Source organism: Streptomyces sp. NPDC051104 (assembly GCF_040682835.1).
Lineage (GTDB): Bacteria > Actinomycetota > Actinomycetes > Streptomycetales > Streptomycetaceae > Streptomyces > Streptomyces cynarae.
Window position 1 is genome coordinate 1 of the sequence record NZ_JBFBBS010000009.1, and the last position, 18,435, is coordinate 18,435.

Below are 18,435 nucleotides of genomic sequence, written 5' to 3' on the forward strand. Positions count from 1 at the left end.
CCCCCCCCCCCCCCCCCCCACCCCCCCCCCCCCCCCCCACGCCCCCTTTCCACGTCACTTCCATGGCCCGGCCCTCACCCGCCTGTTTGAATGGGCGACGGATGGGAGGGTCGCGCATGGTGTCCACAGACCGCTTTCTGGCCTTCGCCGCGATGTCCCTGTTGGTGATCGTGATCCCCGGTCCCAGCGTGCTGTTCGTGATCGGCAGGGCGCTCGCGCACGGCCGCCGCACCGCCGTGGCGACCGCGCTCGGCAACGTCTTCGGTTCGTATCTGCTGGTGGTGGCGGTCGCGGTCGGCATCGGCTCGCTGGTCGAGCGGTCGGTCGCCCTCTACATGGCGGTGAAGCTGGCGGGGGCGGCGTACCTGGTCCTCCTGGGTGTGCAGGCCTTCCGGCACCGGAAGGAGCTGAAGGCGTCGGCGATCAGGACCGTGCCGACGGGCCCGGCGCGCGGCGATCTCCGTACGGTCCTGGACGGAGTCCTGGTGGGCGCGACCAACCCCAAGGGGGTGGTGTTCTTCGCCGCGGTACTCCCCCAGTTCGTGAACCACTCGGCGGGTCATGTGCCGTTGCAGATGCTCCCGCTGGGCCTGGTCCCGATCCCGATCGCGATCGGCCTGGTCACGGACACCCTGTGGGGGCTGACGGCGTCCGCTGCCCGCACCTGGTTCGCCGGCTCGGACCGCCGCTTGTCCCTGATCGGCGGCGCGGGCGGGTTCACGATGATCGGGCTGGGGCTGACGGTGGCGGTGACCGGGCGGGCGGATTGAGGCGCCGCGGGACCGCGACGCGGACCGGGCGTCAGGGGCGTGGGGGGACGACGGTACCGAACCGGACGTCGTACGACGTGCCCTCGTGCATCACCTTCAGCATCCGCGCCCCTTCCTCGGCCACCTCGTCCCGCTCGGCCCTGGTCATCCCGCGGAACGGCTCGATGACGAGCGAGTCCTCCTCCAGCTTCCACACGCCCGCGAGGAAGCCGTCGACGAGCAGGGTGCGGTAGGCCTGGTTGCCCGCCGCGTTGCGGCCCTTGAGGCCCGGGGGCACGACGCGGGCGCGGTCGGCGTGGGAGAGGAGCAGGTTGTCGTACTCGGGCAGGAAGCGCGGCGGGGCCGGGGTGTCCGGGTCGGGGCGGGGGGCGTCGGGCAGATCGAAGAGTTCGGCGCCGTGCTCGTCGCGGAAGGTGACGAGCCGCGGGCGCAGCCGCTCGAAGGCGTCCCGCAGCCGCGTGAGGCCCGCCCAGGTCTGCATGTCCTTCACCGAGGCCGGGCCGAAGACGGCGAGGTAGCGCAGGACGACGGAGTCGGGTGCCGGGGCGGGCTCGGCGGGGCGCCCGAGCCAGTGCCCGGCGGTGGTGAGAGCGACCTGGCCGCTCAAGCCCCACAGGCCGCGTGGGGTGACCTGGACGAGGGGCAGCCGGCAGCGGGCGGCGAGTGCGAGGGCCTGCGGGTCGGCGTCCGGCCACTCGACGAGCAGCGCGTCCCGCAGTTGGGTCATGGTGCGCGGTTCGGTCTCCACGAGGTCGCGGGCGAGGGCGGCGAGCCGGTCGAGGTCGACGCCGGCAAGACCCTTGCGGAAGGCGGTGAGTTCCCGGTCGCGGGCGGGCTGGACGAGCGGCCGCAGGGTGAGGCAGTCGTCGGCGGTGTGGGTGTGGATGGTGGACCGCAGGGTCACGATTCGGACGACCTCGCGGTCGGCCATGAGCCGCGACAGACGCTCGGGCGCGAAGCCCTCCAGTCGTGCCGCGAGCGCGTAGTACGGCGGCTTGACGTTCTGCGCCTGGAGGCCGACCAGGTGCGCGACGGCCGCCTTCGCGGACAGCGGCGAGCGGCGGAGCAGCAGCTGACGGGCGAGGGTGGCGCGGTTGAGGGCGCGGGGAGGGAGGACGGGAGCGGTGGGTGTGGACCGGTCGGCCTTCCGCGCCGCTGGGCTCGTCTTCGTCATGCCAGGACGGTATCGGGGCTTGCGGACATCCGCTGTCCGCAAGGGCCGAGCGGCGCACCACCGGGCTTCCGGCGGGGCCGCGCCCTGCCGCTACGGGGCGACGGCGGACGCCGAGGCGTCGCCGATCCGCCTCTACGGCGCGCCGCCTCCTTGCTTCTTCGCGCCCTCGATCGCCTTGAGGTAGTCGTCCGGCGACAGTTTCGCGCACTGGGGCAGGCCGTTGTCCGCGGTGTCGTCCTTCGCGGCGACGATCGCCTTGGTGCACGTGGCGATCAGCTCCGCGTGGGCGGCGTCGTCGGCCGCTCCGACTGTCGCGGAGGGGCTCGGCGCCGAGGATTTGTCGCTGCCCGAGCCCAGGTTGGAGCATCCGGTCAGCACGAGCACGGCTGCGGCGAGTAGGGAGATGGTGTGGCGGCGCATGGGTCTCCTTGGAGGCCGAGTGGTGGCCGAAATCATGCACCCGAAGGCGCACTTTGAGTGATCTTCGAGTGACGCTGTGTCCGTGTTGTGATCTGCGGCTGGGGCTCTCACCGGCGCCGCCTCCTCGGGTGTGCGTCCGTGTGCTCGCGGATCTCGACGTTGCAGTCCGAGACCTTCGAGTAGTCCGCAGCCGCCTGCGCCTGGTCGCGCTGGACGGCGAGCGCCTGGCACACCTGGCACCCGGGGTGCGGGGTCGGCCACTCCGGCGGCGGCAGAACGTGAACGGGCTCGCTCATCGCCTTGTTGCTCATGACCGGCGCACCGCCACCCATGCTCGCCGCAGCCGCGTGCCATCCGCGCACGGAGCGGTGGCGTGGGCACAGGCGTGGCAGTCGCCGTCGTGCTCCAAGTCACCGGCTCGCTGACCACCAGCCGCACATTGCCCATCCCCCGCACTGACACGGGCAACCAATGCAAGGCCGGTAGATCCTGCAGGAACGACCGGGCGTAATCACGAGCCTCAGCGATCGCCTCCGCGCCCTCGAAGGCGGCAGACACTGAGATCGACTCATCGGACGGAGCATCCCGCCACGAACGTGGCCAATGGGTGATCTTGGTCATTACTCACCGTTGTCGCAGGAGCGGTCAACGGTGGATCGGATGCCGCGCGTCGTACTCCGTGGTGACAGGATCGACGCATGGACACCGAGACGGACTGGGTGTACCGGGTGTTCGAGCCGCACGGCTCGGAGGGGTGGCGTCCCTACGGCAGGGACCCCGAGCGGTGGCGGGGCATGATCACCACCGATGACTTGAGCGAGGGCCCTCGATACGCCGTCTCCCTCGTCGTCGCCGACCTGATGACCGAGTGGCAGGCGCTCGGCCTCCCTCGGGCGAGGCACGTACGGGTCTTCCTCTGGCGCGACGAAGAGGGCGACGAAGCGGACGCGGACATCATCGTGGAGGTCCGGCCGAGCATCCACGGTGAGTTACCGGCGAGCGACCGAATCGGCACACAGACGGGATACGCCCGGGTCCACGCCGAGGTGATGCAGCACGTCGTCGATGCTCCCGCCCGTCCTTCCGCAGTCACCCCGGGGCATCCGCAGCGAGCACGCCTACCTCGCAGGCATGGCCTCCACAGGGCTCAGCATCGCCTCCTGGATCACCAGCCTCCAAGCCGAACCCGGCAAGGGCATCGATCGTGCCGACCGCTGGGGAATCTTCATGGTCCACCCGGCGACGTCGGGCTGCCGAGCATCTGCCGGCCGCCGTTGAGGCGGGCGAGGTGGTCCGCCGCCGAGGGGCGCACGGGGACCTTGCCGGTGAAGATCCGGGAGAAGGAGATGGCCGGGGTGCCCTTCGGCGCGCGCCGGCCGTACTTGCGGGCTGCGCTGGGCACGGGGCTCCCGGGTGTGCGAAAGCCCCCGGGCCCGGTGGCGCGGGAGCGGTGGAGGGTGCTGGTGCGAAGTGAAGTTACGCGAGGTCAGTTGAGCTGTGAGGGCAGAGCGGTGATCCTGTAGCGGTGCCCGTCATATCCGACAGACCCTCAGCCGTCCACCGAGTCACGCCCCTCCACCGGATACGGGCGGGCGATCCGGTGCTGTGGGCGATCGTCACCGTGGTGTTCGGCCTGTACACGACGCTGTCCGTGGCCCGGTACCTGACCGGCAACCCGGCCTCCTGGGACCTGGGAATCTTCACCGAGGCCGTGGCCCACTACGCCAAGGGCGACGCGCCCATGGTGGCGATCAAGGACATGGACCAGCGGGGCGACCATTACTCGCCCGTCCTCATGGTCCTCGCACCGTTCTTCCGCGTGTTCCCGTCTGCGGTGACGCTGCTTGTTGCCCAAGCCGCGCTGGCCGCCGCCTCCGTGGTGCCGGTATACCGGGCGGCTGAGCAACTACTGACGCGGAACGAAGCCCGGCTGATCGCCGCGACCTACGGCCTGTCGTGGGGCCTGGCCGACATGGTGTGGTACGACTTCCACGAGATCGCCTTCGCCGTGCCGCTGCTGGCCTGCTCGATGTCCGCCCTGGCCCGCCGCCTTCCGTGGGCAGCCTTCTGGTGGGCCGTCCCTCTGGTGTGGGTCAAAGAGGACCAGGGCTGGACGCTCGCCACGATCGGCCTGATCGTGGCGCTGCTCCACCGGCAGAGGCTCGCAGGAGGGCTGCTCGCCGCGTGGGGAGTCGGCTGGGCCCTGCTCGCCACCTACATGCTCGTACCAGCGATGAACCCGAGCGGCACCTACCCGTACTGGAAGGACAGCCCTCACCACCTTGGTGTCCTCGCGACCAGCTGGGAGGCAAAGGGCCCGCTGCTCGCGCTGCTCCTGCTGCCTACGGCCGGTCTTGCTCTGCGTTCGCCGCTGGCGCTCGCCGCCGTGCCCGCCGTGGCCCTGCGGCTCGTCTCCTCCAACCAGGCCTACTGGGGTACCAGCTGGCATTACAGCGCGACCGTCATGCCGATCCTGTTCGTCGCGGCCATCGACGGTCTCCACCGTTTGCGCGCCCGGCCGTCGTGGGCGCGGCGCAGCTTGTCGCCCTGGCTTGGCGCGCACGGTCCGGCGCTGATGGTGGCCGTGGCCGCCGCCATGGTGTTCCAGTCGCCCCTGCATGAGCTGTGGCAGCCGGGCACCTACCGCACTCCTCAGCACATCGAAGCGGCGGCGCAGGCTGAGCGGATGATCCCGTCGGGCCAGACAGTGGCCGCGACCATGGGCCAGTTGGCGTCGCTGGGTGCCCGGAACGACGTGTGCTGGAACCAATGCCCGGCAGCACCTCAGTGGATCCTTCTGGACCAGGCGAAGGGCACCTGGTGGCAGTGGCAGGTGGAGCCCTCCGCGGTGACCGGCAACTATCGGCACGCCACGTACCGGACGGTGTTCCACGCGGACCAGGTCTGGCTGCTCAAGAGGGTTCGTTGACGCCGGCGGGCTCCGCTCCCCATCCGGCACCTCCCAGCCGGGGCGGCGGAACGCGCGCGGCAGACGCCGTGCCCGGAGTGCGGCATCGCATGACGGCGGCCCCACCCGGAAACTTCTGGCGGGGCCGCTCTGGTCCCGGCTCAGCCCGGGTAGTCGTCGCCGAGCACCTCACGCCGCGCTGCGTCCCCGCGCCTGTTCAGTGCGCTCGTCATCCGAAACACCGCGACCGTCAGCGCCACGAACACGACGAGGAGCAGGAGCTGCGTGAGCACGGAGACGATGGGGATGTGCTTCGTCGTGTTGGCGAAGAACGCCATGATGACGTTCCCCGCCAGCCAGCCGAACCACAGCCTGAACTTCTCCACGCGCACGGCCTTCTGCGCGTCGCTGTAGCTCGGCATCGCGTCCCCCAGGGGGTTGGTGTGCTACCGGCAGCATGCAGGTCCGCACGGGCCTTGTGGAGGTGTTGTGTCCACGCTGTTACCGAAATTACTCATTCCGCTTGCCTGTGCCATTCCACCGGCGAAGACCCCGTCCGGGAACAGCCGGCGCCCTCTGGTGCCCGACTAGCCGAGTGTGCCGCCGAACTGGCCGTTCTCTGCTTCCTCGGCGGAAAGCTGCAGCGTGCCCCGATGCGAGACCTCCACTTTGTAGAACTTCTCGCCGTTGGGGACGTCCTGGACGGCGACATCGAAGGAGCAGTTGTAGGTGTCCTCGTCGTAGCTGGAGTTGCTTAGCGCTCCAGTGGCGACGACGCTTCCGGCGGCGTCGTAGACGGTGACGGAAGTGCCGTCACGAATGTCGTCATAGCCGCGGGTTCCAGCGCAGCCTCCGTCCCCGTCCGGCACGGCGCTGTCGGTAAAGGACCCGTATGGTTGCACGGTTCACGTAAAAAAGCGGAGGGGGTGAAGCAACCCACGCTGCCGAACTTGCGTCCGCTCTCGCATGGTACGTCCGCTCCGGCTACGCCAGCCTGCGTTCGGCGAGCACGACCGCCGGCTCCTCCGGTGAAAGAGCCGCATCCCGCAGCTGCGCCCGCCAGACAGCCACCTCCCGCAAGTGGGCGCGCAGAGCGGACTCGTCGAGCCACCCCTCCTCGGCCACCAGCAGCTTTGGGCGGTGCGGGACTCCCGGCGGGAGCTCGGGGCGCGGCCGTCCATCGCCGAGCCCACCCCAGGCTTCACCGTTGTGCAGGGGCAGCTCGGCGCGCACAGGCCGTCTGAGGACTGACCCAGGCGGGCAGCGTGGCGCCGATCAAGACGTGCTCCATTCGGTGGCATTTCGGTTACGGGCGGTGCGGTGGCGCGTTGGTGCTGCATGAGCAGAAGTCGCAGGCTGCGGGATCTGTCAGGGGCGCCGGCATTCGACCAGTTGAGGGCCGAGCTGGCTCGTGCTGCCGACTCGGTTGCCGGGGCACGGCCGCCTCGGCGGAAGGCGATCGACAAATCGCTTCGCCCGGCGAGTGCGGAACCGGACGACGACGGCAGCGAGACGGCGCCGCCCGGCTCGAGCTGAGGTCACCCGCCCGCCTGGGCCTGAGCCGGGTGGTCATGAGGCGTGGTAGGCCCCGCCGGCGAAGGGACCGAACACGGCGGACACGATGGCGGCGAGAAGTGACGCGCTCGCTCCGAAGGCGAACCGGATGACCAGGTCCTTGCGTGGCATCTGCCACGCGGCGCCGGCTTCTGGGCTACTGGCGGGCTATTTCAGCAGTCCGTGCCGCTTCGCGTATGCGTTCGCCACGTCCTCGGGGTCCTTCTTGTCGTTGTCGACCAGACTGTTGAGTTCGGTGAGGTCGGCGGTGGTCAGGACGTTGCCGAGCCTGGCGAGGGCCTTGCGAACGGTGTCGTCGGCCTTGCGGTCGGCGATGAGCGGGACGATGTGCTGGCTGGGGATCAGATGCTGGGGGTCGGACAGCACCACCCAGTCGTTGGCCTTGATGTCGGTGTCGGTGGTGAAGAGGTTCGCCACGTCCACGTCGCCCTTCTTCAGGGCGCCCTTGACCAGCGGGCCGTCGGAGTCCAGCGACTTGAACTCCTTGAACTCCACGCCGTACACGTCCTTCAGGCCGACCGCGCCGACCTGGCGCTTCTTCACCTCGGGGGCGGCGCCGATGACCAGTTTGCCGTTCTGCTTCTTCAGGTCGGCGAGGGAGGCCAGGCCGTACTTGTCGGCGGTCTCGCGGGTGACGACGAAGGCGTCCGAGTCCTCCGCCATGCCGTACGGCAGGACCTGGAGGCCGGCCGGCAGGGCGAGGGTGAGGGCGTTCTGCATCGCGCCCTCCTCGGTGGGCGTGGCCTTCGGGTCGAGGTAGTTGAGCAGGGCGCCCTGGTACTCGGGGAGCAGGTCGATGTCGCCGGCCTTCAGGGCGGGGATGACGATCTCGCGCGTGCCGAGGTTGGGGCGGACCTTGGTCGTGACGCCGGCCGCCTCCAGGACGGCCGCGTAGAGGTAGCCGAGCACCTGGTTCTCGGTGAAGTTGGCGGTGCCGATGGTGACCCCGCCCTTGCTGGAGCCGCCGCCGGCGGTGGAGTTGCCCTGGCCGTTGAGGGACGTGATGCCGCTGGCGCACGCGGAGAGGGCGGGGACGGAGGCAGCAGCGAAGAGGCCGCCGAGGAGAGCACGACGATTCATGGTTCGGGTTCCTAGGCAGTGCGGGTGGGGGTCCCCCCGCTCGAGCGAGGTCGAGAGTGGGGGAGGAAGAGGAAACGCTGGAGACCGGCGAGGGCGATGTCCAGGACGACGGCGACCACGGCGACCAGCACCGCGCCGCCGAGCACCTGCACGAGGTCGCGCTGGGCGAGTCCGTCGAAGACGTAGCGGCCCAGGCCGCCGAAGGAGACGTAGGCGGCGATGGTCGCCGTGGCGACGACCTGGATCAGGGCCAGGCGCAGGCCCGTCGTGATCAGGGGGAGCGCGAGCGGCACCTCCACCTGGAACAGCACCTGGTGGCCGCGCATGCCCTGCCCACGCGCCGCGTCCTTCACGTCCGCGTCGACGGCCGTCATGCCGGCGTAGGTGTTGGTGACGATCGCCGGGACGGCGAGGGCGACCAACACCCCGTACACCGGCAGCATCGACAGGCCGCCGGCCAGGAACACCAGGACGACCAGGCCGACGGTCGGGAGCGCCCGGCCGAAGGACGCCAGGTTGATGGCGATGAACGCGCCCTTGCCGGTGTGGCCGATGAGCAGGCCGAGCGGGAGGCCGATGGCGGCCGCGATGAGCGTGGCCAGCAGGGAGTACTGGAGGTGCTCGGCGAGGCGGTGGGCGATGCCGTCGGGGCCGGACCACTGGGAGGCGCTGGTCAGCCAGGTGCCGAGGTTCTTGAAGAGTTCGTACATGTCAGGCTCGCCGCCTCCGCCACGGGGTCAGGACGTACTGAAGGGCGACCAGCAGGGCGTCCGCGACGACGGCGAGCAGGAGGGTGAGGACCACTCCGACGATCACCGGGGTCGGGAAGTTGCGCTGGAAGCCGTCGGTGAAGAGCTGGCCGAGACCGCCGTCGCCGATGTAGGTCGCGACGGACACCAGAGAGATCGACATCACCGTCGCGATGCGGACTCCCGCCATGATCACGGGCAGTGCGAGCGGGAACTCGACCGTGAGCAGCGGGCGCGTGCCCATCGCCTTCGCGGCCTCCTTCGTCCTCGCGGGCACCGAGTCGAGGCCCTCGACCGTGTTCCGCAGCAGCACGACCAGCGTGTAGACCGTCAGGCCGATCACGGTCGTGGTGCGGGTCAGTCCGCTCACCGGCAGCAGCAGGACGAAGATCGCGATCGATGGGATCGTGAACAGCACGTTGGAGACGCCGAGGAGGAAACCGCGCAGGGGGCGGATCCGGTGGGCGACCACCGCGAGCGGCAGCGAGATCAGCAGGCCGAGGAAGACGGCGGTCAGGGCGGCCTGGAGGTGGGAGAGGGTGAGACTCACGAGGTCGCCGGTGTGGCCGGATATCCAGGACCAGTCGGTCGTCATGCGGCCACGCTCACTTCGGCGTGCGCACGGCTCGCGTGCGCGTGGATGTCGTCCCGTGACGAGACGCCGGTGAGGACGCCGTCCGCGTCGACGCGGACGACCAGACCGGTGGGGGAGGCGACCGACTCGTTGAGGGCCGACAGCAGGGAGTCGGTGTCCTTGAGCGGGCGGACGGGAAGTATGGCGCCCCCGGCGTCCTTGGAGGCCCAGTGCAGGGGCCTGAGGGCCGCGTCCAGGGCCAGGGTCCAGGTGCCGCCCTCCGGGGCCGGGCCCTGCGGGACGTCCGCCAGGGTCTTCAGCGAGAGCAGCTTCAGCCCGCGCTCGGCGCCGAGGAAGTCGGCGACGAAGTCGTCGGCGGGGCGGGCGAGCAGTTCCGCGGGGGAGGCGCACTGGACGAGGTGGCCGCCAGTGCGGAAGACCGCGATCTGGTCGCCGAGGCGGACGGCCTCGTCGATGTCGTGGGTGACGAAGACGATGGTCTTGCTCAACTCCTTCTGCAGCCTCAGCAGTTCGTCCTGGAGCTGAGTGCGCACGACAGGGTCGACCGCTCCGAACGGCTCGTCCATCAGCAGCACCGGCGGATCGGCGGCCAGCGCGCGGGCGACGCCGACCCGCTGCTGCTGGCCACCGGAGAGCTGGTGCGGGTAGCGCTTGCCGGCGTCGGCGGCGAGACCGACCGTCTCCAGGAGTTCGGCGGCGCGCGCCCGTGCCTTCCGACGGTTCCAGCCGAGCAGCAGCGGGACGGTGGCGATGTTGTCGAGCACCGTGCGGTACGGGAAGAGACCGGCCTGCTGGATGACATAGCCGATGGACCGGCGCAGCTCGGCGGCGTCCTGCCGGGTGCGGCCGACGCGGTCCGGGAATCCTGACCAGGCGACGTTCGCGGCGGCCCGCCGCACGCGGACGCCGCCGCACCGGTACCGGCAACCGCCCCGCATCTCGGCGGGATCGGCTCCGAGCAATCCATGGGCAAGCGGCTAGGCTGCGAAGCCGGAGCATCGGCGCCGGGCGGAGGGACTGGTTCGATGCGTGAACACAGGACGCGGGTCCGCGAGGTACGCCGTCGGCTCGCACAGGAGGGGCCTGCGTGGACGCGGGACCGCGAGGCGGACTTCGAGACGGTCACGGTGCCCGAACGTCAGTGCGACCAGCTGCGCGACCTGCTGATCTCCGAGAGCGCGCAGACGGTTGTCGAGATCGGTCTCGCGTACGCCAGTTCCGCGCTCGCGATCGGCGAGGCCCTGATCACTGTGAATCCGCCGCACCCCCGGCACATCATCATCGACCCGTTTCAAGAACGCGACTGGTCCAACGCCGGCTGGGATCTGCTGTGCTCTGCCGGGCTGGATTCCATCGCCTCGCTCATGCCCACCCCTTCATCGATCGCGCTCCCGCAACTCCTCACCGAAGGTCTCCGCGCCGACGCGGCGTTCGTGGACGGCAGTCACCGGTTCCATGAAGTCTTCGTCGATCTCTACTTCCTGCGAAAGATCGTTCGGCCCGGCGGGCTGATCGTGATCGACGACGACTGGGCGCCGTCCGTGCGAACCGCCGTGCGCTACTACGAGCGGAACCTGGGATGGACGGTGGTTCCGGACGCCTTCCCCGGCGAAACCGTGACGACGGTCGGCGCCGACCCCCGGTCCGAACCGAGGACTCGCTGCAAGGCCCTTCGCTTGCCTGATCCCTCGTTCGAGCCGCCCTTCGAGGAGTTCCACGCATTCTGAGGCACCCACCCACCACTGAGCGGTCGTACGCCCCCAGGCACGGCGCAAGCCAGGTTGACACTGTCGGATGTGAGTGGTTAATTACTTCTATGGAAACGAGGACACGGCAGCGTTCCACGGCCGAGGAGCGCCGGGCGACCGTCATGCGCACGGCGATCAAGACATTCGCCGAGCGCGGTTACTACGGCACCTCGACGATGGACGTGGCCAAGGCCGCCGGCATCTCGCAGGGTTACCTGTACCGGCTGTTCAAGGACAAGGAGACGCTGTTCGCGGCCCTGGTCGACTACTGTTCCGACCGGCTTCGGGAGGCTGCCGCATCGGCGGCGGCGTCAGTGCGCAGCACCGATCCGGAAGCGGTTCTGAAGGCGATGACGGCCTCGTACGACGACGTCATCGCCGACCGGGACGTCCTCATGATCCTCATGCACGCCCAGTGCAGCACGGGCGAGCCGGTCATCGCCGAGGCGGTGCGCACCTGCTACGCCAAGCAGGTCGAGTACGTCCGCGCCGCCTCCGGCGCCTCGGACGAGCAGATCCGCCGCCACTTCGCCGACGGCCTGCTCAGCAATGTCATGGTGGCGATCGACGCCGCCTCCGTCGACGCCCCCTGGGCGCGCACGCTGCGCAGCTGAGGGCAGGCGTCCACCGGGCCGCTCCGGGCGGCCCGTTTCTTTCGCCCAACATGTAAGCGGTCAACCGCATACTAACGAGAGGCTGATTCCTCATGCCGTCCCCCTCCCCACGCCGCGGGACCGGGCCGCTGCTGGCCCTGCTGGCGTTCGCCCAGTTCATCAGCGCCATCGACTACAACATCGTCTACGTCGCACTGCCGGAGATCGGCCGCGAGGTCGGCTTCGACGCGCACAGCCTGCAGTGGGTCGTCAGCGGCTACGCGGTCGCCTTCGGCGGTTTCCTGCTGCTGGGCGGCCGGACGGCCGACATCCTCGGCCGGCGCCGCATGTTCGCCACCGCCCTGACCCTCTACGGCCTGTCCTCGCTGGCCGGCGCCCTCGCCACGGACCCCGGGCTGCTCGTGGCCGCCCGTGGCGTCCAGGGCCTGGGCGGCGCCCTCCTGCTGCCCGCCACCCTCTCCCTGATCGCCACCACCTTCACCGAGGGCGCCGCACGCAACCGGGCACTGGCGATCTGGGGCGGCGCGGGGGCCGTCGGCCTGGCGCTCGGCTCCCTGCTGGGCGGCATCCTGACCAACTACTTCGGCTGGGAAGCCGTCTTCTACGTCAACGTCCCCCTCACCCTGGGCGCCGCCGCGGCAGCCTTCGCCATCATCCCCAAGGACGCGCAGCGCGAGCGGGGCCGCAGCTTCGACCTGGCGGGTTCTCTCACCGCCACGATCGGCTTCACCGCCCTCGTCTTCGCCATCGTGCAGGGCCCCGAAGCCGGCTGGACCTCCGCCCGGACCATCGTCTCGCTCGCGGCCGGCGTGCTGTTCATCGGCCTGTTCCTGCTGATCGAGGCCCGCACCGCCCACCCGTTGATGCCGCTTCGCCTCTTCCGCAACCGCAGCCTTCTCGCCGCGATGGGCATCACCTTCGTCTTCATGGGCACCTTCGGCGCCCAGTACTACTTCTTCACCGTCTACCTGCAGAACGTCCGCGGCTTCGACGCCCTGGCCACCGGCCTGGCGTTCCTGCCCTCGGCACTGGTGGGCATGGTCGGCACCAAGGCGAGCGAGAAACTGCTCGGCATCGCCGGTACCCGCTCGACCATCGTCACCGGCCTGCTCCTGGGCGCCGTCGGGATGACCGCCCTGGCACTGGCGATGTCCCCGGGCGGCGCTTACCCGGCCCTGCTGCCCGGCGTGATCCTGCTCAGCCTCGGCCAGGGCATCGCCTGGACCGCGATGTTCGCCGCGGCCGGAACCGGAGCCGACGCCCAGCACCAGGGCATCGCCTCGGCCATGGCCTCCACCACCCAGCAGATCGGCTCCGCGGTCGGCCTGGCGATCCTGGTCGCCATCGCCAACGCCGGCGTCCACACCACCACCGGTCCGGCCCTCGTACCCGGCCTGCGCACCGCGGGCTTCACCGCCGCCGCCCTCACCCTCCTCGGCGTCGGTATCGCCCTCACCCTGCGGCGACCCGCGACCACGTCTCCCGCACCCACCCTCGATCCCACGGAGCAGCGGACCGAATCCGGCATCTCCGCCTGAGCCGCACCACCGCCGGTCGCCCTCCCCTTCGCGAGAGCGGCCGGCGACGCTCGGTGACCTCGATGGGCCAAGTAGAAACACTCAGTCGAAGACCAGCTCGGAGGCCCAGCTCAAAGACCCAGGTCGGCGGCCAGACAGGAGAAGGACATCCACGATCCTTCGGGGTCGTAGGCGTCCCTCGCCGGGTCGTTCGACGTCGCCTGCTTTTCTTCGACCGTGTCCTCGAAGCGAATACGCTCCGGCAACGTGCCGAACCGTGCCCGACGTGCTGCCGCAGCACTGTCCAGGGCGCTCTGGCTTTCCATGGCCAACCTCCGCTCAGTCGGTGGCTTCTCGCCTTGCGGATGTCAGACTCACATCCCGCCTCGTCACCTGTCAAGACGGTGACGCGATGGGTTATCGCCAGGCCGTCCCCCTGAACGAGTCCGGGCGGGTCGGCATCACCTCTTGACGATGACGACACAGCAAGGCGCGTCGCACCTTCTCGCCGGACGCCCGCGCCCTCGGGTGATCAGCGGCGCCGCAGTGACGGGTCGAGGAGCGCGGGCGGAGTGTCGTGCTTCTCGTGCGGGGCCAGGTCGGCGTCGGCAACCTCTGCATCGGCGCGGACAACGACCCCCGCTACGACGCCCGCCGACTGGTCGAGCTCCTCGTCGAAGGACTACGCCGGCCGCACTGAGCTCTGGCCTCCTAGGGCCTGATCTCGAAGCCGCCACGCCCGTCGAAGCGCACCTCCCGGACCGCGTCGAACCCGTCCGCCGGGGACGGCCTGCGCAACCGCTTCAGGGTCGCGAACACGCCGACGTCCGGGACGCGCGCGCGGTCCTCGCGGGCGGCGTTGCGGCGGAGCGAGCCGGTCAGGTCCGGCGGGAACCAGTACGCCGTGACCGTCGCGCCGTGGGCGTGGCCCGCTTCCACCAGCGGGCCCCACTCCTGTGGTGAGGGGTTGGTGTTGTCCACCGCCACCGGTCGCCCCGCCGCGAGGGCCTCCTGCACCCGCCGCATCTGCCGCTGCTGCTTGTTGCGGGCGCGCCGGGGGAACAGGTCCTTGCTGACCAGCGCGTACCGGCCGGACAGGTGCTGCGTGTAGAAGGTGGACTTCCCCGACGCCTGCAGCCCGACGAGCACGGCCATGTCCAGTCCTGTCCCCATACGGGTCACGATGGCACGAGGCCGGCGGACGGGCGAAACCCCGTGCGGCTCGGCGTTCCAGCGGACCGGGCGGACGATGGAGAGTGCGGAGGAGTCATCTCCGCTGGAGAGCGTCGTGACGAGAGCGGCGCGCGCCCGGCGGCCGCCCGGGCGGGATCGCGGCCGACGGGCCGGGCGCCGGGAAGGCGGGGCGTTCGGTGAAGGAGACACTGTCTCTCGGGCGCATCGTCGGCGTGCGCGTCGGCCTGCACTGGAGTGTGCTGGTCATCATCGTGCTGGTCGCCGTCGGCCTGGCCCGCGGGCGGCTTCCCGCGGCCCACCCCGGGCACCCGGCCTGGGCCTACTGGGTGGCGGCGCTGCTGACCTCACTGGTGTTCCTGGCGTCGCTGCTCGCCCACGAACTCGCCCACGCGCTCGTCGCACGCCGCAACGGCGTGCAGGTCGAGGGCATCACACTGTGGATGCTGGGCGGTGCCGCCCGGCTGCGCAGCGAGGCGCCGACGCCCGGTGTGGAGCTGCGCATCGCCGTGGTGGGGCCGCTGACCAGTCTGGTCGCGGGCGGGGTGTGCATCGGTCTGGCCGAGGGGCTCGACGCCCTGCACGTCTCGGGTCTCGTGGTGGAGGCCGTCGCCTGGCTCGCCGCCATCAACATCGTGCTGGCCGTGTTCAACGCCCTGCCGGCGGCCCCGCTGGACGGCGGACGGCTGCTGCGGTCGTTCCTGTGGCACCGCACCGGTGACCGGGTGCGGGCGACCCGGGGCGCCTCGGCCGCGGGCCGCGCTCTGGGCTGGTTGCTGGTGGCCGGCGGGTTCGCGGCGGTGTTCTTCGCGGGCAACCTGTCGGGACTGTGGTCGGCGTTGATCGGCTGGTTCCTGATCAGCACGGCGACCGCGGAGGCCCGCCAGGCGGAGCTGCGCAGCGCCCTGCACGGCGTCCCGGTGAGCCGGGTGATGACCTGGGATCCGGTCACCGTGCCCACCGCGATGACCATCGGCCAGTTCCTCGCGGACACGCCCTTCGACCGGTTCCGTCACTCCGCCTTCCCGGTCCTGGCGCCCGACGGCGGCGTGGCCGGGCTGGTCACCGCCGGCGCCGTCCGCGACGTCCCGCCGCACGCCCGGCCGACCACCACGATCGGCGAGGTGATGCGCCCGCTCCCGGACATCGAGACGGCCGCACCCGGCGACATGGTCGTGGATCTGCTGCCCCGCCTCCAGGAGAGCCGGGAGCGCAGGGCGCTCGTGCTCGACGACGGGCGCCTGGTCGGCATCGTCACGCTCGCCGACATCAGCCGTGTCGTGACCTGGCTGACCGGCGCACCCCGCCGCGAGGGTTGAGCCATCCGCGCAATCGGGGTCAGACCGCGGTGGTCAGGTCGGCCCAGTGGATGGCGCGACCCGTCTCCAGACGGTCGCCGTGCGCGGCGGCGACGCGGTCGACGATATCCAGGCCGCGCCCGTGCTCCTCGTCGCCGCAACTGGCCGCCCACTCCCCTTCCGTGGCGGCGGGCCCTCCGTCGGTGACCTCCACCCGCACCCGTCCGGTGCCGGGATCCCGGCTCAGCCGGAGGGTGAGCGGCGGCCGGGCGTGCTCCACGGCGTTGGTCACGAGCTCGGACACCACCAGCAGCACCGGATCGGCGATCTCCGGCGCCACCTGCCAGCGCGCCAGGGTCCGTTCGGTCATCTTCCGCGCTTCTCCGGCGGCCTCGGGGCGGTGGGCCAGAATCCAGGTGGGAGGGAGACCGCGGGTGTCGGCGATGGTCTCCATGCCGATCACACTCTCCTCACGGCGATCGGTTCCACAGGTGGGAACAAGGACTTCCCCGGCACCATTCCTCGGCGCCGTCCCTGGCGCCCGAGCGTCGTCCGTCGTCCCGGCCCGCGGCCCCCTCTGCCCGCCGCAGCACCCGCAGGCGCCCTCAGTTCAGCACGGCTGCCTCTCCCGCCTCCCGGCCCCTCCCGTCCACAGCTGTCCCGGCCATCACCAGCGGGCCGGGAGCCAGGAACGCCAGGGGCAGCAGCATCCACGCGCACAGCGCCGCCGTCGCCAGGGCGAGCAGGATCAGGGCGCTGCCCGCCGCGTCCCGGGCGGCGGTGCGCGCCGCCGTGCGCAGCGCCGTAGAAGGCGGAGCGGTAGAAGCCCTTGGCGCGGCGCAGGGACTTCAGCGCGAGGGCGACGACGAGGGCGAGCCCGAGTTGCAGGGGGACGGCGATGACGACGTACGTCAGCGTGGCGACGACCGAGCGCCAATAGCGCGGGTCCTCGGTGAACATCTGCGTGTGGTTGCGCAGCCCCACCCAGTGCGGCGGGTTGAACAGGTCGTAGTCGGTGAAGGAGAGGTAGAGCGAGACGGCCATCGGGAGCAGGGTGAGCACGGTCGCGCCGAGCACCCACGGTGGTGCGGTACGCGTCCGGCGCGACCCTGACGTACCACCTCACCGCGTACGCGCCCTGGGAGGGCTACCGCATCGCCTTCAACGGCAGCGAGGGGCGGCTGGAGCTGCTGGTCGAGGAGTCCACGTGGTCACCGCGCCGGACGCGGGACGGCGCCACCGGCCCGGTGCTGCACGGAGCCGAGACCGACGCGCGGGCGGGGCGGACCGAGCTGCTGCTGCGCCGGTTCTGGGAGCGGCCGCGCCCAGGTGGAGGTGGCGACCGGCGAGGGCGGGCACGGCGGTGGGGACGTGCGGATGCTGACGGAGCTGTTCGGCGAGCGCGCCGAGGACCCGCTGGGGCGGGCGGCGGACGCCACGGACGGGGCGCGCTCCCTGGTGACGGGGCTGGCCGCGAACCGGTCGTTCGAGACCGGACTGCCGTACGCGCACGGGAGTTGCTTGACGTCTGAGCCGAAATCCGAGCCGAATCCCCGACCGTCCATGCCTTCGACGGGGAAGGTGAACAAACGTGCGGCCGGGTTGCGTACGGCGGCGGTTACACGGTAGGGCCCCGACGCGTCGCCCGGCGGTCACGGACCCGCGCCCGTACGATCTCCCGGTGGTCCTCTTCCGGCTCGAACGCCTCACCCCGCTCCCGGTCGAGCAGGCGTGGCTCCGGCTGACGGACTGGCCGCGCCACGCCGGCGTGGTGCCGCTGACCCGCGTCACGGTGCTGACACCCGGACCGACGGGCGTGGGCACGGTGTTCGTGGCCCGCTCGGGCGTCGGACCACTGGCCTTCGACGACCCGATGGAAGTGGTCGACTGGCGGCCGCCGACCCGGTGCCGCATGGTCAAGCGGGGTGGCGTCGTCACCGGCTGGGCGGAGTTCGAGGTGCGTCCGCACGGGGACACGGGATCGCACGTGGTGTGGCGGGAGGAGATCGCCGTACGCCGCCTGCCGGGGCTCTTCGACCCGCCGCTCGGGTGGCTGGCCCGACGGATGTTCGGGCGTGCGGTGGACGGCCTGCTCCGGCCGGATCCGGACCCCGGTGCCGGTGGCGGCGTCTACAGTCCCCCGTCATGACCGATGCCACGCACCTGGAGACCACCCGGGCGTCGTACGACACCGTCGCCGCGGACTACGACCGACTGCTCAGGAACGCCCTGGACGAAAGCCCGTTCGACCGGGCCATGCTGGGCGTGTTCGCCGAGCGGGTGCTGGCCGCCGGTGGCGGGCCCGTCGGGGACCTGGGGTGCGGGCCGGGTCGGGTGACGACCTATCTGGACAAGCTCGGGCTCGACGCCTTCGGGGTCGACCTGTCCCCCGGGATGGTCGCCGTGGCCCGGCGCGCCCACCCCGCACTACGGTTCGAGGTGGGATCGATGACCGGCCTCGACCTCCCGGACGGCACACTCGCGGGCGCTCTCGCCTGGTACTCCACGGTGCACACACCACCCCGGGAGCTGCCTGCGGTGTTCCGGGAGTTCCACCGGGTGCTGGCTCCCGGTGGCCACCTCCTGATGGCCTTCAAGGTCGGCGACGAACGCAGGCACCTGGACCACGCGTACGGGCACGACCTGTCCCTCGACGTCTACCACTTCCGGCCCGAGCACGTCTCCGAACTGCTGACCGACACCGGTTTCGAGGAGATCGCCCGGCTCGTACGCGCCGCCGAAGGCTGGGAGAAGTCCCCGCAGGGGTACCTCCTCGCCCGTAAGAGCGCCGGGTAA

General features: G+C 71.0%; 24 protein-coding genes and 2 pseudogenes. 11 read left to right on the top strand and 15 right to left on the bottom strand.

Annotated elements, in window-relative coordinates; genetic code table 11:
- The first annotated feature begins 116 nt into the window (after nucleotides 1–116).
- Nucleotides 117–770 (top strand): LysE family translocator, encoded by a 654-nt coding sequence (locus AB0N14_RS15590; protein ID WP_366026185.1) that lies wholly within the window; start codon nucleotides 117–119, stop codon nucleotides 768–770.
- Between the two features lie 31 nt (nucleotides 771–801).
- Here AB0N14_RS15590 and AB0N14_RS15595 read toward each other — a convergent pair whose 3' ends face one another.
- From AB0N14_RS15595 to AB0N14_RS15605, 3 genes are all read right to left on the bottom strand, one after another.
- Nucleotides 802–1,944: a winged helix DNA-binding domain-containing protein gene (locus tag AB0N14_RS15595; RefSeq protein WP_366026186.1), complete on the bottom strand. Its 1,143-nt coding sequence runs from the start codon at nucleotides 1,942–1,944 to the stop codon at nucleotides 802–804.
- Between the two features lie 132 nt (nucleotides 1,945–2,076).
- A complete protein-coding gene (locus AB0N14_RS15600; protein WP_366026187.1) occupies nucleotides 2,077–2,364 on the bottom strand; it encodes a hypothetical protein in 288 nt (95 codons plus the stop codon).
- Nucleotides 2,365–2,471: 107 nt separating this feature from the next.
- Entirely contained in the window at nucleotides 2,472–2,675 is a 204-nt protein-coding gene (locus AB0N14_RS15605; RefSeq protein ID WP_366026188.1) for a hypothetical protein, read from the bottom strand.
- Nucleotides 2,676–3,429: 754 nt separating this feature from the next.
- On the opposite strand from AB0N14_RS15605, the gene AB0N14_RS15610 reads away from it, so the two are divergent.
- Complete coding sequence (locus AB0N14_RS15610; protein ID WP_366026189.1) at nucleotides 3,430–3,642, top strand: hypothetical protein; 213 nt, start codon at nucleotides 3,430–3,432, stop codon at nucleotides 3,640–3,642.
- Here AB0N14_RS15610 and AB0N14_RS15615 read toward each other — a convergent pair.
- The gene (locus AB0N14_RS15615; RefSeq protein ID WP_366026422.1) at nucleotides 3,590–3,766 is read right to left on the bottom strand and encodes a hypothetical protein; all 177 of its coding nucleotides are present in this window, start codon (nucleotides 3,764–3,766) and stop codon (nucleotides 3,590–3,592) included. The two genes, AB0N14_RS15610 and AB0N14_RS15615, sit on opposite strands and share 53 nt — an antisense overlap.
- A 123-nt stretch (nucleotides 3,767–3,889) precedes the next feature.
- Here AB0N14_RS15615 and AB0N14_RS15620 point away from each other — a divergent pair, with 123 nt between their 5' ends.
- Nucleotides 3,890–5,293: a DUF2079 domain-containing protein gene (locus AB0N14_RS15620; protein ID WP_366026190.1), complete on the top strand. Its 1,404-nt coding sequence runs from the start codon at nucleotides 3,890–3,892 to the stop codon at nucleotides 5,291–5,293.
- A 140-nt stretch (nucleotides 5,294–5,433) separates the two neighbouring features.
- Here AB0N14_RS15620 and AB0N14_RS15625 read toward each other — a convergent pair whose 3' ends face one another.
- From AB0N14_RS15625 to AB0N14_RS15655, 7 genes are all read right to left on the bottom strand, one after another.
- Complete coding sequence (locus AB0N14_RS15625) at nucleotides 5,434–5,694, bottom strand: hypothetical protein (RefSeq protein WP_366026191.1); 261 nt, start codon at nucleotides 5,692–5,694, stop codon at nucleotides 5,434–5,436.
- Between the two features lie 165 nt (nucleotides 5,695–5,859).
- Complete coding sequence (locus tag AB0N14_RS15630) at nucleotides 5,860–6,141, bottom strand: hypothetical protein (protein ID WP_366026192.1); 282 nt, start codon at nucleotides 6,139–6,141, stop codon at nucleotides 5,860–5,862.
- Between the two features lie 115 nt (nucleotides 6,142–6,256).
- Nucleotides 6,257–6,397 (bottom strand): hypothetical protein, encoded by a 141-nt coding sequence (locus tag AB0N14_RS15635; RefSeq protein ID WP_366026193.1) that lies wholly within the window; start codon nucleotides 6,395–6,397, stop codon nucleotides 6,257–6,259.
- Nucleotides 6,398–6,994: 597 nt separating this feature from the next.
- A complete protein-coding gene (locus AB0N14_RS15640) occupies nucleotides 6,995–7,927 on the bottom strand; it encodes an ABC transporter substrate-binding protein (protein ID WP_366026194.1) in 933 nt (310 codons plus the stop codon).
- An 11-nt stretch (nucleotides 7,928–7,938) separates the two neighbouring features.
- Nucleotides 7,939–8,637: an ABC transporter permease gene (locus AB0N14_RS15645; RefSeq protein WP_366026195.1), complete on the bottom strand. Its 699-nt coding sequence runs from the start codon at nucleotides 8,635–8,637 to the stop codon at nucleotides 7,939–7,941.
- A gap of 1 nt (nucleotide 8,638) precedes the next feature.
- Nucleotides 8,639–9,271: an ABC transporter permease gene (locus AB0N14_RS15650; RefSeq protein WP_366026196.1), complete on the bottom strand. Its 633-nt coding sequence runs from the start codon at nucleotides 9,269–9,271 to the stop codon at nucleotides 8,639–8,641.
- Nucleotides 9,268–10,233 (bottom strand): ABC transporter ATP-binding protein, encoded by a 966-nt coding sequence (locus tag AB0N14_RS15655; RefSeq protein WP_366026197.1) that lies wholly within the window; start codon nucleotides 10,231–10,233, stop codon nucleotides 9,268–9,270. The genes AB0N14_RS15650 and AB0N14_RS15655 overlap by 4 nt, the downstream gene beginning before the upstream one ends.
- Nucleotides 10,234–10,296: 63 nt before the next feature.
- Between AB0N14_RS15655 and AB0N14_RS15660 the strand changes: the two genes are divergently transcribed.
- The 3 genes from AB0N14_RS15660 (at nucleotide 10,297) to AB0N14_RS15670 (ending at nucleotide 13,171) form a co-directional block, all read left to right on the top strand.
- Nucleotides 10,297–10,998, top strand: a complete 702-nt coding sequence (locus tag AB0N14_RS15660) for a class I SAM-dependent methyltransferase (RefSeq protein WP_366026198.1) — start codon at nucleotides 10,297–10,299, stop codon at nucleotides 10,996–10,998.
- 89 nt (nucleotides 10,999–11,087) lie between these two features.
- Entirely contained in the window at nucleotides 11,088–11,633 is a 546-nt protein-coding gene (locus AB0N14_RS15665; RefSeq protein WP_366026199.1) for a TetR/AcrR family transcriptional regulator, read from the top strand.
- 92 nt (nucleotides 11,634–11,725) lie between these two features.
- The gene (locus AB0N14_RS15670) at nucleotides 11,726–13,171 is read left to right on the top strand and encodes an MFS transporter (protein ID WP_366026200.1); all 1,446 of its coding nucleotides are present in this window, start codon (nucleotides 11,726–11,728) and stop codon (nucleotides 13,169–13,171) included.
- Between the two features lie 110 nt (nucleotides 13,172–13,281).
- Here the strand turns inward: AB0N14_RS15670 and AB0N14_RS15675 are convergent, their stop codons facing one another.
- Nucleotides 13,282–13,476, bottom strand: a complete 195-nt coding sequence (locus tag AB0N14_RS15675; RefSeq protein WP_366026201.1) for a hypothetical protein — start codon at nucleotides 13,474–13,476, stop codon at nucleotides 13,282–13,284.
- 275 nt (nucleotides 13,477–13,751) lie between these two features.
- On the opposite strand from AB0N14_RS15675, the pseudogene AB0N14_RS15680 reads away from it, so the two are divergent.
- Nucleotides 13,752–13,850: pseudogene (locus AB0N14_RS15680) on the top strand (TetR family transcriptional regulator); the annotation flags it as partial.
- An 11-nt stretch (nucleotides 13,851–13,861) separates the two neighbouring features.
- On the opposite strand, the gene AB0N14_RS15685 reads toward AB0N14_RS15680, so the two are convergent.
- Nucleotides 13,862–14,323, bottom strand: a complete 462-nt coding sequence (locus AB0N14_RS15685; protein ID WP_366026202.1) for an ATP-binding protein — start codon at nucleotides 14,321–14,323, stop codon at nucleotides 13,862–13,864.
- A gap of 197 nt (nucleotides 14,324–14,520) precedes the next feature.
- Here AB0N14_RS15685 and AB0N14_RS15690 point away from each other — a divergent pair, with 197 nt between their 5' ends.
- Nucleotides 14,521–15,660 carry a site-2 protease family protein gene (locus AB0N14_RS15690; protein ID WP_366026204.1) on the top strand — a complete coding sequence of 380 codons (1,140 nt, stop codon included), beginning with the start codon at nucleotides 14,521–14,523 and terminating at the stop codon, nucleotides 15,658–15,660.
- A 19-nt stretch (nucleotides 15,661–15,679) separates the two neighbouring features.
- Here the strand turns inward: AB0N14_RS15690 and AB0N14_RS15695 are convergent, their stop codons facing one another.
- Together AB0N14_RS15695 and AB0N14_RS15700 are read right to left on the bottom strand one after the other, a co-directional pair.
- Complete coding sequence (locus AB0N14_RS15695; protein ID WP_366026205.1) at nucleotides 15,680–16,093, bottom strand: ATP-binding protein; 414 nt, start codon at nucleotides 16,091–16,093, stop codon at nucleotides 15,680–15,682.
- 350 nt (nucleotides 16,094–16,443) lie between these two features.
- Nucleotides 16,444–16,722 (bottom strand): annotated as a pseudogene (locus AB0N14_RS15700) (ABC transporter permease); the annotation flags it as partial.
- A gap of 2 nt (nucleotides 16,723–16,724) precedes the next feature.
- Between AB0N14_RS15700 and AB0N14_RS15705 the strand changes: the two are divergent.
- The 3 genes from AB0N14_RS15705 to AB0N14_RS15715 all read left to right on the top strand — a co-directional run bounded on the left by AB0N14_RS15705 (nucleotide 16,725) and on the right by AB0N14_RS15715 (nucleotide 18,435).
- Complete coding sequence (locus AB0N14_RS15705) at nucleotides 16,725–17,171, top strand: hypothetical protein (RefSeq protein WP_366026206.1); 447 nt, start codon at nucleotides 16,725–16,727, stop codon at nucleotides 17,169–17,171.
- A gap of 149 nt (nucleotides 17,172–17,320) precedes the next feature.
- A complete protein-coding gene (locus AB0N14_RS15710) occupies nucleotides 17,321–17,788 on the top strand; it encodes an SRPBCC family protein (RefSeq protein ID WP_366026207.1) in 468 nt (155 codons plus the stop codon).
- Nucleotides 17,785–18,435 carry a class I SAM-dependent methyltransferase gene (locus tag AB0N14_RS15715; protein ID WP_366026208.1) on the top strand — a complete coding sequence of 217 codons (651 nt, stop codon included), beginning with the start codon at nucleotides 17,785–17,787 and terminating at the stop codon, nucleotides 18,433–18,435. The genes AB0N14_RS15710 and AB0N14_RS15715 overlap by 4 nt, the downstream gene beginning before the upstream one ends.